Below are 13,169 nucleotides of genomic sequence, written 5' to 3' on the forward strand. Positions count from 1 at the left end.
GGGGGGTCACCGACTTGCCCTACTGCTCACTCATGTGGGGCACCGGAACAGGGCATAAGTAAGACAATCGCCTCAAGGTGGACGAGATGGTACTAATCCACCACCGGAGGTCGATGTGCCGCCCCAGCAGACACCCGGGGGAGTGGACCATCCCGGCATCCGAAGTGCCGCGGCGGTTCTCACCTCCATGGCGGCGGTCGCCGCCATGTCGCTCGTCGCCACCCCGGCGGCCGCCGCGTCCGGCGCCGGCCCCTGCGCCCTGACCCGCACGGCCGCCCACCACTCCCTCGGCCTGGACACCTGGAACCGCGCCTACCCCAAACCCGTCCGCACCCTGAACGCGGTCATGGTCTTCCTCTCCTTCCCCGACCACCGCGCCACCGTCACCCCCGACCAGCTGACCGGCGACTACTTCCCCGCCACCAGCGAGTTCTTCGAGCGCGCCTCCTACGGACGCTTCCGGCTCGTCCCGCACCCGCAGAAGCAGTGGATCGCGATGCCCAGGCCCTCCACCGCGTACGGGATACAGCGCGACTGGGCGCCCGAGGCCCGTGCGGCCTACCTGCGCGACGCGGTCGCGGCCGCCGACCCCGCGGTGGATTTCAGCCAGTACGACGTCGTGTACTTCGTCGCCGACCCCAACGCGCCCGGGGTGGACTCGGACGCCACCAAGGTCGTCAACTTCGACCGGCCCCTCGTCGCCGACGGCACGGAGCTGCGGCGGATCGTGACCGTCTTCGAGCGGCACCCCCCGGACCGCAACGTCCTCGCGCACGAGACCGGGCACGTCTTCGACCTGCCCGACCTCTACCACCGCCCCACGGACGGCAAGGGCGACTGGGACACGTTCGTCGGGGACTGGGACGTCATGGGCAGCCAGTTCGGGATGGCCCCGGACCTGTTCGCCTGGCACAAGTGGAAGCTGGGCTGGCTCGACGCCTCCCAGGTGGACTGCGTGCCGTCGGGCACCTCCCTGCACACCCTCCAGCCGATCGCCGAGGGCGTCCCCAGGGGCGGTTCCGGTGGCACCCGGCTCGCGGTGGTGCGCACCGGCCCGGGCAGCGCCATCGCCGTCGAGGCCCGCGGCTCCGCCGGCAACGACGGGGACACCTGCACCGAGGGCGTGCTGGTCTACCGCGTCCGCAACGAGGCGGCCTCGGGCGGCGGCCCGATCGAGGTGCTGGACGGTCACCCGCGCTCGGAGGCGTGCTGGGACCGCTCGGTCTACCCGCCGCTGGCGGACGCCCCCCTGGAAGTGGGCGAGGCGTTCACGGTGCCGGGGGAGAGGATCCGGATCGAGGTGGCGGACCGGACCCCCTCGGGCGCCTACACGGTCAAGATCACGACGTAGGGACCGTCCGGGCACACGAAGAAGACCCCCACTCGCGTGGGGGCCTTCTTCCGTCTGTGCGCCGCCAGGGACTCGAACCCCGGACCCGCTGATTAAGAGTCAGCTGCTCTAACCAACTGAGCTAGCGGCGCCTGCTGACGTCGTAGACATTAGCATCCCGGTCGGCGGATCGAAAAATCGATACCTGCAGGCGGGCGGCGTGCAGGAACGCCCACAGCAGCGTGTCGGGCCCGGGCAGCCGGGGCCGCCGGGAGTCCGGGGCGACCAGCCAGCGCGACGGTCCGGACCCGGCGGCGAGCGGTGGAACGGTGACGGCGTCGCCCAGGCCGTGACAGATCGGGGCCGCCGTCTGCGCACCCCACTCCTCCCAGGCGAGCAGGGCCGGCAGCCGGTGGGCCGTGCCGGGGGCGGCGAAGAGCAGCATCCGGCCCCGGTGCACGGCGGCGGGCCCGCAGCCGGGGCCCTCGGCCCAGAGCAGGTCGAGCATCCGCCGGCCGAGCACGAGCGGGACGTTGACGACGTCGAACGCGACCCCGCAGGGCAGCACCGCCGGGGCGGCGGGCCGGCCCTCCCACGCCGCGAGGGCGCTGCGCGGGTGGGCGCACGCGGAGGCGAGCCAGGCGGCGCCCTCGTGGGTGACCCGGGTGGCGGGTGCGGGGCGGACGGCGAGGGCGGGGCAGCCGGTCGAGGTCGTCATGCCCCAGGTGTACCGCCGGTAGTGGAGCAACTCCTCGGAGTTACCGAATTCCGGGACAGGGCCGGGTCGCCCGGAGTATGGTGCGCGCCGCATATGCCAGGGGCCCCGGACGGCAGGGCCTACGCCTCGTCCGGACCGCCGCCGCGCCGGAGGCTCTCGCCGAACTCGATCATCTTGACGGCGTAGTCCTCGGTCCAGTCCGCCTGTTCCGCGATCTCACGGGCGGGCAGCCGGTCGAACCGCCGCGGGTCGGCCAGCTGGGCCGCCGCGAGCGCCTGGAACTCGACGGCCCGGTCCTGCGCCGCCCGGAAGGCCAGCGTCAGCTCGGTGGCGCGGGCCAGCAGCTCCCGCGGGTCCTCCATCGACTCCAGGTCGAAGAAGTGCTCGGGGTCCGAGGCCGCCTCCGAGGGCTCGAAGAGCAGCGGCGCGGGCCGCAGCCTCCGTTCGGTCCGCTCGGGCTCTGCCATGCCTGTCCTCCTGTGTGCTGCGCGCGAATCCTTCCGGGCCACCCTCCATTGTCCAACGCCCCGCAAGGGCGCACTCGCCTCCGCGCGCGCCTCAGGCGGAGACGGGCTCCGACGCCAGGGCCGCGACCTCGTCCAGCATGCCGGTCAGCTCTTCGGCGAGGCCCTCCGGGGCCTGGAAACCGTCCGGGCCGACCAGGGCGTTGATGCCGGGCACCGCCACCCGGCGCTCGGTGGGGAGCATGCCGAGGCGGGTCAGCACCGGCAGCAGCATCTCGGCGGCCGGGGCGCCGCCCGTGGGGCCGGCGCTGTAGCTGAGCAGGGCCACCGGCTTGCCGCGCCACTCGTTGTAGAGGAAGTCGATGGCGTTCTTGAAGGGCGCGGTGAAGCCGCCGTTGTACATCGGCATGACGAAGACGAACGCGTCGGCGGAGTCGACGAGGGCGCTCCACTCCAGGGTGTGCGCGTTGGCGTACACACCGCTGGAGGCGTACTCGGGCTCGTCGAGGAAGGGCAGGGCGATCTCGGCGAGGTCGACGGAGGTGACCTCGAAGCCGCCGTGTGCGCGGGCCTGTTCGCCGACCCACGCGGCGAGCGGGCGGCCCGAGGAGGTGGGGCGGGTGGCGGCGGAGATGACGTGCAGGCGGGTCATGTGCGGTGAACTCCCGTAGAACGTGTGTGCTGTGTCGGCGACAGTCTGGTCGTTGCCGCGCCCCGGAGGAAGCCGCACCCGCGCGGTATGTCAGGCCCCGCCCGCACGGGGCCCGTTGGGGATCCGTCCGGGCGGGCGGTCCGCGGCTCAGGGGCGCCAGGGGATGCGGTGGTCGGACCAGAAGTCCCAGGTGGACATCATCGCCTCCCAGCCGTCGGGGAACTTGACCGTCACGCCCAGCTGGACCGGCTCCGTGGACGGATGGTCGTCCAGGAGGGCCGCGACGCCCGCGCGGGCCACGACCACACAGGCGTGCCGGTGCCGGGACGCCAGGACGCACAGGCGGCCCGTCTCCAGGTGGAAGGCCGTGGCGTCGGGCCGGCCCGACAGGGGGTGCAGGACCACCGTCAGGTCGTACTCGCGGCCCTGGAGGCGATTCGCGGTGTCGACGGTGACGCCCGTGACGCCGAGGCCCGCCAGGGCCGTACGCACGGCGGCCGCCTGGTCACGGTGGGCGGTGCCCACGGCGATCCGGTCCGCCGTCAGCGGGGTCGGCCCGCCGGGGTGCTCGTCCTGCGTCACCGCGCCCCGGTCCAGGGCCCGGCGGACCACCAGCGCCACCGCCGCGACCGCCTCCGGATCCGTGCGCGGGGTGTGCCGCGCGGGCAGCTCCAGCAGGCCCCAGCCCGACTCGGCGGCCTCGTCCAGCACCCGGTCCGGGCCCGACCCGTCGGAGGCGACCCCGTACGACAGCCGCCGCTCACCGGGGCCCGTACCGCTGCGGAACCGGCTGTACGGGTAGAAGGCGCGCGAGACCAGCGGGGCCGCCGACGCCGGGAGCCGCCACGACACCGGCAGCCGGTGCTGCGGCAGCCCGGGGTTGTGTGCCAGCAAGGTGGACACCGCCGACGCCGAAGGGTCGTAGGACAGCCCCGCCCACTGCTCGGCGCCGACCACGCTGAACGGGTCCAACTGCCCCGGGTCGCCCACGAACAGCGCCCGCTCGAACAGCCCGGCCACCGCCAGCAGCGCGTCCGAGCGCATCTGGTACGCCTCGTCCACGATGGCGTGCTCCCACGGCTCGGCGTCCTTCACGTACGCCCACTTCGCCGCCGTGGACACGGTGATCGGCAGCTCCGCGAGCTCCCCCGGCTTGGCCGAGAGGGTGACCGAGGGCAGCTCGCGCAGGGCGGGGTCGTAGGCGTCGCCCTCGCTGCTGTGCAACCGGCCGACCCTCAATCCCGGGTCCTTCTCGTGCAGCCGCAGCACCAGGTCGTCCACCTGGGCGTTGGTCTGCGCGACCACCATCAGCCGGCGCCCCGCGGCGGCGAGTTCCCGGGCGGCCCGCACCACCAGCGTGGACTTCCCGGCCCCGGGCGGGGAATCCACGACGACACCCCGGTCGGTGCCGTGCAGGGTGTCGTGCAGGATGGCGGCGGTCGCCTGGGCGGCCGCGGCCCCCGGGTCGAAGGCGGTCAAAGGATGTCTCCGTCGGTGACGGGGTCGGGGAGGGGGAGCGCGGCGGTCGCCGATCCCGGCGGGCCGCCGTGGGTCCACGGGGTGTGCTCCGGGTCCGGCAGCTTCGGGCCGCCGCGCGCGTCGTGCTCGAACAGCGTCCAGCAGAGCCGGTCGCCCTTCTCGGGCACCGTGCCCGGCGCCGGTTCCCGGCCCGAGCCCATCTTGTCGAGCAGCCGCAGCACGATCGCGCCGGCCCCCTCGAAGCGTACGAACTCGGCGGCCTGCGGGCGACCGTCCAGCGAACGGAACACCTTCCCGCCGGCCCCGTCGGTCAGCTGTGGCCGGTCCTCGGTGACCACCGTCACCAGCGGCCTCGGGCGCGGGCGCGCCGACCCGGTCCACTCCATGACCACTTCGGTGACCTCGCCGGCGAACGCCTCGCCCGCCAGGCGCCGGCCCGCCATCACCAGGGGGTCGTCGAGCGCCTCCTGGGCGTCGAGCCGTACCTGCTCCGTCTCCCGCGTGGCCAGCTTCTGCGCGGCCGTCACCGCGTCGTCGCGGCGCGGCTGCGGGGGCTCGCCCGCCCGTACGCGGTCGCGGTGGGCGGTGTACGACCAGCGGTCACGGGTCCAGCGTTCCCCGGTCCGCTCCCCGGCGGGCAGGGCGCGCAGCAGGTCCAGGGAGCGCCACACCGCGTCCCACGTCGGCCGCAGCTGTCCGCCGACCAGCTCGCGCAGCGCCCCCTCGGCCCGGTCGGCGGCGTCCCGGTCACCGGCGGCGCGCGCGGCGTCGTAGCGGGCCATCGCGGGGGCCAGCAGCTTGTTGTCGAAGGCCGGGTCCGTGGCGGGCCCGGCGGGCGGGACCAGCAGGAGGCCGTCCCGGTCGCGGGCCAGCTCCGCGCGCAGGGCGGCCTCCGCGCCGTTCTCGCCGCCCGGCGGGGCGATCCAGGCCAGCAGGGCGCCCAGGTGCTGGTCCTCGACGCTGCTCTGCCCGGTCGCCCAGTGCCGGGCCAGCAGTTCGGTCGCCGACAGCAGGAGGGAGGAGCCGGGGACCCGGGAGCGTTCGGCGAGGTGCGTGAACCAGCGCCCCAGCAGCGGCACTTGGGTGGGCACCGGATACGGGTTCTCGGGGTCCTCCTCCGCGGTGCGCCGGAACCGCATCGACCGCCCGAGCAGCCGCACGTACTCCACGCCCGCCCGGCTCGGCACGATCAGCTGCGGCGCGTCCACGCACAGCTCGGTCTCCACCTTGACCCGCTTGCCGGTCTCCGGGTCGGTCTCGGTGCGCTCGGCCGGCTCGACGGCATCGGCGTACGCGTCGATGTACGGCATCACCTGACGCGCCAGCTCCGCCAGGAACTCCCAGCGCAGGTCCCGGTCGCGCGGCTGCGGTATGACCAGCAGGCACGGGTCGTCCCGGTCGGTGCCCACCAGCGCGCCGAGCGGCGCCCCGGCCTCGCCGGAGGTCGTCAGCGGTACGAAGACCAGCGGGCGCCCGCTCAGATGGCGGTGCCGTACGGTCGCCAGGGCCCGGGCCCGGCCCGAGCGGACCGCCTCCAGCCGCGCGAGGGTGTTCAGCAGGGGCATGCGGAGTCCTCCGACGGGGTGCGGGCGGGGGCGAGCGCCAGCGCCTCGGCCCGCAGCCGGGCGGCCTGGCGCAGCGCAGCCCCGGTCGGGTCCTCGGCGGGCCCGGCTCCCGCGGCGGCGGCCAGGGCCTCCCCGACGGTGCCCAGCCCGCCCAGCTCGGCCCGCAGCGACCGGCCCAGCGCCCCCACCTCGTCGGCGGCGCGGGCCCGCTGGCGGCAGTGGAAGGCCAGCTCGCAGGCGGCCAGGCATTCGGGGGCGTAGGCCGCGGGGACCGCCGAGACGGCCCGGTCGAGCTCCTCGGCCGGGCGGGCGGGGTCGAAGCACAGGCCCTCGGGCAGCAGGGCGGCCAGCTCCTCGACCCGGGTCAGCCGCTCCAGCTGGCGACGGGTGACGGAGCGCTCCCGGCGGACGTCGACGGGTGCGGCGGTGGGCAGGTTGGAGAAGTCCTTCGGGCAGACCAGCAGCACCTCGTGGCCCACGGTGGCGCCGGGCAGCTTCCGGGCGGTGTCCTCCAGGGCCAGTACGTACACGGCCGCCTGCCGGGCGGCGGCGCCGACCTTCGCCGGGTCGGCGCTCCCGTCGATCATCGGGAACGACTTGATCTCCACCACGGTCCAGCGGCCGTCGGGGTGCACCACGACGGCGTCCGGCTCCAGGTACGCGGGGGAGCCCGCCACCTCCAGGGCCAGCATCGGGTGGTCCAGCAGCGTCCAGGTGCCGGCGGCGCTCGCCTCGCGCAGTGCGAGGGCGGTGCGGGCGGCGCGTCCCTGGGGGCCGGCGGCGGTGAGGTCGGAGACCGGGGCGGCCGGGCCGGGCGGCTCGGCCCCGGCGCCGAGGTGTTCGTGCACCAGGCCTAGCAGCTCCGCTCCGCCGTCGCCCTTGACCTTGGCCTCGAAGGAGTTGCCCCGGACGATCGCGAACTGCGACTGCCCGAAGGCGGAGGGCGACCCGAGGGCCGTGGCGAGGGCGGTCTTGTCCACGCCCGCCCCGTCGAGCAGGGCCCGTCTGCCGCAGCCGGGGTTGGCGGCGAGGGCGGCGAGCGCGCGGGCGTCGAGCGGACGGGGCGGCACGGCGGGGCCGCGCAGGTCGGCGAGCCGCTGCCGCAGGGGGGTCGTCTGCGGTGTCGTCTGCGGAGGGACGCTGGGCGGGTAGGAGCTCACGGGCGGAAGTGTCCCATCCGCCACTGACAATCGTGGCCCTACGCCCGAAATCCGGCTGCGTCGGCGGTGAGCGGGCGGTCCGGGGCGCGGCGGTGGAGCGCGGTGTGCCGGGCGCGGCTGCCGGTGTGCGGCCGGTGTGCCGCGGCGCCCGGCGAGGTGGCCCGTGGACGCGTCGGGGATGATGGACGGGCGCGAAGGGCGCATCCGTACCGGTACGGGCCTCATGTCCATCGGTACGTCCCTCCACCCCGACCGGGAGAAACGCACATGGCCCCCCGCATCCTGCTGGCCCGCCACGGCCAGACGGCGTGGTCCCGGCTCGGCAAGCACACCGGACGCACGGACGTTCCGATGCTGGAGGAGGGCCGGCGGGGCGCGAAGCTGCTCGGCGAGCGGCTGGCCCGGGACCCGTGGGCGGGCCTGCGCGGCCTGGAGGTGCGCACGAGCCCGCTGGTGCGGGCCAGTGAGAGCTGCGACCTGGCCGGCTTCGGGGCGCAGGCCGAGGCGTGGGACGCGCTGATGGAGTGGGACTACGGCGACTACGAGGGCATGACCCCGGCCGAGATCCAGGCGGTTCGTCCGGGCTGGCTCATCTGGCGCGACGGGGTGCCGGGCGGTGAGTCCGTCGCCGATGTCGCGGCCCGCGCGGACGAGGTCGTCGCCTGGGCCCGCTCCGCGGAGCGGGACGTCCTCGTCTTCGCGCACGGCCACATCCTGCGGACCCTCGCCGCCCGCTGGCTCGGCTTCGAGGCCTCCTTCGGCGCCCGCATCCGCCTGGACCCCACCTCCCTGTCGGTCCTGGGCTGGGCGTACGGAGCCCCGGCACTGGAACGCTGGAACGACACGGGTCACCTGGACGGCTGAGGGCTGCCGGGACAGCCGCCGGGCCCTGTCCGGTCAAGTGGCGTGTGCCATACCGCTGTTGGACGTCTGGTGTGAAGATCGGCGCATGACGATCACCTCCGTGGTGCTGCGGCGCCGAGTGGACGACCTCGAAGGGGCTCTGCCCTTCTACGAGAAGCTGACGGGCGAGGCGCCGGCCCGGTTCGCCTTCGCCGGGCTGGAGCTGGCGAGCGTCGGACCGTTCCTGCTGTTCACGGGGCCGCCGGAGGTCGCGGCGCGGTTCGCCGGTGTCTCGGCCACCCTCGCCGTCGCCGACCTCGACGCGGTGGTGGCGGCCGGGGTGGGGGCCGGGGCGGAGCTGGTGGGGGCGCCGACGGACACCCCCAACGGGCGTCGGGCCGTCCTGCGCCACCCCGACGGGGCGGTGTACGAGTACGTCGGCGGCTGACCGGGCGCCCTCACGTCACCAGCGCCGCCCGGCGGTACAGGAACGCGGCCACGTGCGGGGAGCGCTGGTGGGGGAGCAGGGCGCGGGCCGTCGTCGCGAGCATGGAGCTGATCCGCGTCGACTGCACCGCGGCGAGCAGGTCCAGCACCCGTCCCCCCGCCCAGGCCGCCTCGTCGGGAGCCCCCGCGTTGGCCAGGTCACCGGCGAGTTCGGCGGTGTAGAAGGCCACGTTCCGGGCGAAGTGCGGGTCCTGGAGGTCCGCCGCGCGCCGGGCGTGCCGGGCCGCCCGCGCGTGTTCCCCGAGCGCCGCCCAGCAGCGGGACTCCAGGGATTCCAGTTCGGCCTCGCCGAAGAAGCTCATCCACTCGGGGTCGGCGTCCGTCTCGCCCCGCGCGAACTCCGTGTGCGCCCGTGCCAGCGCCTCCTCGCAGGACTTGCGGTCGCCCAGCCCCGCCCAGCCGCCCGCCTCCCGCAGCGCGAGGAGCGCGAGCAGCCGCGGGGAGTCCAGCGCACGGGCGGCGCGGAAACCGGCCTGGGCGGCCCGTACCGACTCGCGGGCCCGCCCGCAGTCCCGGGCCAGGAACGCCATGTTGCTGAACGCGTGCGCCTCCAGGGCCGGGTTGCCCGCCACCCGGGCCGTGGCGAGGGCTTCCGCGTAGTGCGAGCGGGCGTCCTCGAAGCGGCCCGAGTCGTGGGCCAGCCAGCCCACCGAGACGGCCAGTTCCCCGGCGCCCGCGTGCAGGCGGTCCTCGGTCGACTGGCGGGTGGCCCCCGCGTCGAGCAACGCGTAGGCGGCGCGCAGCGGTTCGGCCGCCCGCCGGTACAGGGCGTCGGCGCCGTGCCGGTCGTCCAGCAGCCGGATCTGGCGTACGGCGTCCTCGACGGCGGCGGCCTCCGCCGCCCCCGCCCGGGACGGCGGCCGGCGCGAGTCGCCGAGCAGTGGGGTGAGGCCGAGCGTCGCGGCCGCCACGGTCGCGGAGCCGCCGGCCATGAACGCGCGACGCAGCACGTCACTCTCCTTGGGACGGGGGGCGGGTGGGGAGGGGGCGGGCGGCGCGGCCGTGGCGCGCCGCCCCGAACGGCCGCGCACCGACTCGCGCGGGAAGAACCCGAGATCGGCCGTCGTGCGGCCGGGGAACATGTGCAGGAACACCCGCTCGTAGGCGTAGTTGGGGCAGCGGATCTCCCCCGATTCGACCCGGCCGATGTAACGGGCGTCGCAGGAAACCGTTTCGCCGATCTCGCGTGCCGCGCGGCGCACCAACGCCGCGAACTCCGCGGGGGAGTGGGCGCCGCGCAACCGCCGGAAGGCGGTATTGGGTGAGTGGGGGGACGCCGCCATGGACGTGGCCTCTCTGGACTTCGGGCTTTGTACACGCTCGTGCCCGGCGGGCACGAACGTACCGCCGCCGGAGGACCGTTCATGCGATGTTTGCCTACAAAACGGATATCTCACCCGTGATCTGCCATGAACTGCCATCCTTTGCGGCAACGTTGCGCCGCACCCGTTGACGTTCCGCCGCGTTGAACCCATGCGGAGTGGCTCGTACGCGGATCGAGGAGGGGTTCCCTTGATGGAGGGCGGCATGGAGAGCACTGGAACGAACACCGCGCCCCGGCCGGGCGCATCCCTGACCGCGGGTGCGTTCCTGACCGCGGGCGGACCGGCCGGCGCGCCCGACCTGGTGACCGTCCCCACCCGCCAGGGCCTGGAGGCGGTCGACATCATCCGCCGGGCCACCGGCCACACCGCCCCCGGGGTCGGCCCCGTCCTGCACGACGGCTCCGGCGACACCCTGGGCTTCCTCGTGCCGCCCGGCACCGCCGACGCCTGGGACCTGCCGGGCAGCGCCTGTACGCACACCAACGGGCGCGGCATGCGCTTCGGTGACCTCATCGGCGGTGACCTCGCCGTGGGCGACCCCGACACGGTCCCGCCGGCGGCCGGGGACACCGCCTGGCTGCTGCCGCCGGAGGCGGTGGGGCCGGTCACCGACCCCGACGTGCTGCGCGCCGCGCTCGGGGAGGCTGCCCGGCTGATCGAGGCGGCGGACAACTGCCGCTGAGGCCCTGACCAGCCCAGACGCACCTCGGGACCGGCCCGCCCGGCATACTGGGGCCATGGCTGGCAAGAGCAAGGGCAAGCGGCGCGGGACCGGTGAGCCGGTCGTCGGACAGGTGGACGGCGGCCACGCGGAGCTGGCCCCCGACCGTGAGCGCGCCCGGGCGTGGACCCTGCTCATCGACGGGGCCCCGCAGTCGCACGTCGACCTGGCCGACCCCCTCCACCTCGACTTCGCCTACCAGCGGCGCATCGGCCACCTCATCGACCTCGTCGCGCCCGCCCGCCGCCCCCTGAACGTGGTGCACCTGGGCGGCGGGGCCCTGACCCTGGCCCGCTACACCGCGGCGAGCCGCCCCCGCTCCACCCAGCAGGTGGTGGAGATCGACGCCGCCCTGGTGGCCTTCGTACGGGAACACCTGCCGCTGGACCCGCAGACGCGGGTCCGCATCCGGGCGGTGGACGCGCGGGCCGGGCTGGCCAAGGTTCCCGACGGCTGGGCGGACCTGGTCATCGCGGACGTGTTCAGCGGCTCCCGCACCCCCGCGCACCTGACCAGCACCGAGTTCCTGGACGACGTGCGCCGGGCCCTCGCGCCCACCGGGTGGTACGTGGCGAACCTGACGGACGGCCCGCCGCTGACCCACCTGCGGGGCCAGATCGCCACCGCCGCCTCCCGCTTCGCCGAAGTGGCCCTGGCGGCCGACCCGGTGGTGTGGCGGGGCAAACGATTCGGCAACGCGGTCCTCGTCGCCGCCGACCGGGAGCTGCCGGTGGCGGAGTTCACCCGCAGGGTCGCGAGCGACCCGCACCCGGGCCGCGTGGAACACGGCCGCTCCCTCTCGGACTTCGCCGGCGGCGCCACCCCCGTGGCGGACGCCTCGGCCGTCCCCTCCCCGCAGCCCCCGCCGTCGGTGTTCGACTAGGCCGTCCCTTCCGGGTGGTCCCGATGTGCGGCGGCTGTCGCGCGCAGGCGGGTCTTGTCCGGTTTGCCGCGGTCGGTCAGGGGGAGGGACGGGAGCCAGAAGACGGCCGTGGGGCTGTGGGCGGGGGACAGGGCTGCCGTCGCCAGGGCGCAGGCGGAGGCGGCGATCGCCCCGCTCGGGGCGTGGCCCGGGGCCGGGACGAGGAAGGCGCAGAGCTGTTCGCCGGTGACCGGGTGCGGGCGGCCGACCACCGCCGCCCCGGACACCGCCGGGTGGCGGGTCAGGGCCGCCTCGACGGGGGCGCAGTAGATGTTGTCCCCGTCCACCATCACCACGTCCTCGACCCGGTCGTCGAGGTACAGGTAGCCGTCCGCGTCGAAGTGGCCGAGGTCGCCCGTCCGCAGCCAGCCGTCGCGCAGCACCTCGGCCGTCAGCCCGGGCTGCTTCCAGTAGCCGGCCATCACCGTGCCGGAGCGCACCCACACCTCGCCGGTGGCCCCGGCCGCCGCGCGGACCTGCACCTGCACCCCGGGGGCGGGCCGACCGACCGAGGCCAGCAGGGCGGGGCGCGCGGCGCGTGCGGCGTCGTGGTCCGCCTCCGAGAGGCGGCAGACGACCCCGGCCTCGTTCATCCCGTACCCCTGGCGCCAGCGCACGCCCGGACCCCAGCGGGTCAGGGCCTGCCGCAGCCGTTCGGGGGCGATGGGGGAGTCGCCGTACGAGACGCGCTCCAGCCCGGGCACGCCGCCGGCGGTCACCGGGTCGTCCAGCAGCCGGTACACCATGGAGGTCGTCAGGTACGTGGACACGGGCCCGAGCCGCCGGCACGCCGCGGCGAACTCCCGCGGGACGAACGGGCCGCCCAGGACCTCCGACCGGCCGCCCGCCCGCAGCTGCTCCAGGCAACGGCCCCCGGAACGCTGGGCCAGCGAGGTCACCGACAGGTACACCGTCTCCGCGCTCCGGGCGGCGTCACGGGCGGCCATCGCCGCGAACGTGGACGCGACGCCCTTGGGCCGGCCCGTCGTACCGCCCGTGTACGTCACCCGGGCCACGTCCCCCTCGGCCGCCCGCACCGGCACCGGACGCGCCTCGCGGGCGGCGGCCCGCTCCAGCAGCGCCGCGAGGGCGATCCGCGCGGCGCCGGTCTCCGGCACCGGGGTGTCGTGGACCACCAGGACGGGCTCGCAGTCCCGCAGGAGGAAGTCCAGGCCGTGGGTGGCGGGCCCCGCGCTCACCTGGGTCAGCCGCGCCCCCAGCACGTGTGCGGCCAGCCGCACCAGCAGCGCCTCGTGCCGGTTCCCGGCCGTCACGCAGGCCAGCCCGGCCCCGCGCCGCACGCCGAGCTCCTCCAGGGCGCCCGCCAGCCGGTACGCCCACGCCAGCACGTCGGCGTAGGTCAGCAGTACCGGACCGGCGCCGATCGCGGGCCGGTCACCGTACCGCTCGCACGCCGCCACCAGCTCCGTGACGTACCGCGCTCCCACGCCCATGCCCAGCTCCCCGCCTCGCCCCGACGACC

13 protein-coding genes and 1 tRNA gene are annotated in these 13,169 nt (G+C 75.5%); 5 read left to right on the plus strand and 9 right to left on the minus strand.

Annotated elements, in window-relative coordinates; genetic code table 11:
* Positions 1-115: 115 nt before the first annotated feature.
* A complete protein-coding gene (locus tag OG861_RS20055; RefSeq protein ID WP_329195463.1) occupies positions 116-1,351 on the plus strand; it encodes a M6 family metalloprotease domain-containing protein in 1,236 nt (411 codons plus the stop codon).
* Positions 1,352-1,408: 57 nt separating this feature from the next.
* On the opposite strand, the gene OG861_RS20060 is transcribed toward OG861_RS20055, so the two are convergent.
* The 7 genes from OG861_RS20060 to OG861_RS20090 all read right to left on the minus strand — a co-directional run bounded on the left by OG861_RS20060 (position 1,409) and on the right by OG861_RS20090 (position 7,368).
* Positions 1,409-1,482: transfer RNA gene (locus OG861_RS20060), tRNA-Lys, on the minus strand.
* Positions 1,473-2,048, minus strand: a complete 576-nt coding sequence (locus OG861_RS20065; protein WP_329195461.1) for a bifunctional DNA primase/polymerase — start codon at positions 2,046-2,048, stop codon at positions 1,473-1,475. The genes OG861_RS20060 and OG861_RS20065 overlap by 10 nt, the downstream gene beginning before the upstream one ends.
* Positions 2,049-2,167: 119 nt before the next feature.
* Positions 2,168-2,515, minus strand: a complete 348-nt coding sequence (locus OG861_RS20070; protein ID WP_329195460.1) for a hypothetical protein — start codon at positions 2,513-2,515, stop codon at positions 2,168-2,170.
* Positions 2,516-2,606: 91 nt separating this feature from the next.
* Positions 2,607-3,164 carry an NADPH-dependent FMN reductase gene (locus OG861_RS20075; protein WP_329195458.1) on the minus strand — a complete coding sequence of 186 codons (558 nt, stop codon included), beginning with the start codon at positions 3,162-3,164 and terminating at the stop codon, positions 2,607-2,609.
* A gap of 147 nt (positions 3,165-3,311) precedes the next feature.
* On the minus strand, positions 3,312-4,643 hold the full coding sequence (locus OG861_RS20080; RefSeq protein WP_329195456.1) for an AAA domain-containing protein: 1,332 nt from the start codon (positions 4,641-4,643) through the stop codon (positions 3,312-3,314).
* Positions 4,640-6,208: a hypothetical protein gene (locus tag OG861_RS20085; protein WP_329195454.1), complete on the minus strand. Its 1,569-nt coding sequence runs from the start codon at positions 6,206-6,208 to the stop codon at positions 4,640-4,642. Before OG861_RS20085 ends, OG861_RS20080 begins: the two co-directional genes overlap by 4 nt.
* The gene (locus OG861_RS20090) at positions 6,196-7,368 is read right to left on the minus strand and encodes a hypothetical protein (protein ID WP_329195452.1); all 1,173 of its coding nucleotides are present in this window, start codon (positions 7,366-7,368) and stop codon (positions 6,196-6,198) included. Before OG861_RS20090 ends, OG861_RS20085 begins: the two co-directional genes overlap by 13 nt.
* A 267-nt stretch (positions 7,369-7,635) precedes the next feature.
* Here OG861_RS20090 and OG861_RS20095 point away from each other — a divergent pair, with 267 nt between their 5' ends.
* Positions 7,636-8,232 (plus strand): histidine phosphatase family protein, encoded by a 597-nt coding sequence (locus tag OG861_RS20095; protein WP_329195450.1) that lies wholly within the window; start codon positions 7,636-7,638, stop codon positions 8,230-8,232.
* Between the two features lie 85 nt (positions 8,233-8,317).
* Positions 8,318-8,659 carry a VOC family protein gene (locus tag OG861_RS20100; protein ID WP_329195448.1) on the plus strand — a complete coding sequence of 114 codons (342 nt, stop codon included), beginning with the start codon at positions 8,318-8,320 and terminating at the stop codon, positions 8,657-8,659.
* A gap of 10 nt (positions 8,660-8,669) precedes the next feature.
* On the opposite strand, the gene OG861_RS20105 is transcribed toward OG861_RS20100, so the two are convergent.
* On the minus strand, positions 8,670-10,001 hold the full coding sequence (locus OG861_RS20105) for a tetratricopeptide repeat protein (RefSeq protein WP_329195446.1): 1,332 nt from the start codon (positions 9,999-10,001) through the stop codon (positions 8,670-8,672).
* Between the two features lie 244 nt (positions 10,002-10,245).
* On the opposite strand from OG861_RS20105, the gene OG861_RS20110 reads away from it, so the two are divergent.
* Together OG861_RS20110 and OG861_RS20115 are read left to right on the plus strand one after the other, a co-directional pair.
* A complete protein-coding gene (locus OG861_RS20110; RefSeq protein WP_330261827.1) occupies positions 10,246-10,725 on the plus strand; it encodes a hypothetical protein in 480 nt (159 codons plus the stop codon).
* A gap of 55 nt (positions 10,726-10,780) precedes the next feature.
* Complete coding sequence (locus OG861_RS20115) at positions 10,781-11,647, plus strand: spermidine synthase (RefSeq protein ID WP_329195443.1); 867 nt, start codon at positions 10,781-10,783, stop codon at positions 11,645-11,647.
* On the opposite strand, the gene OG861_RS20120 is transcribed toward OG861_RS20115, so the two are convergent.
* On the minus strand, positions 11,644-13,140 hold the full coding sequence (locus tag OG861_RS20120; protein ID WP_329195442.1) for a class I adenylate-forming enzyme family protein: 1,497 nt from the start codon (positions 13,138-13,140) through the stop codon (positions 11,644-11,646). The two genes, OG861_RS20115 and OG861_RS20120, sit on opposite strands and share 4 nt — an antisense overlap.
* Positions 13,141-13,169 lie beyond the last annotated feature (29 nt).

The organism is Streptomyces sp. NBC_00539 (assembly GCF_036346105.1).
Classification (GTDB): Bacteria; Actinomycetota; Actinomycetes; order Streptomycetales; family Streptomycetaceae; genus Streptomyces.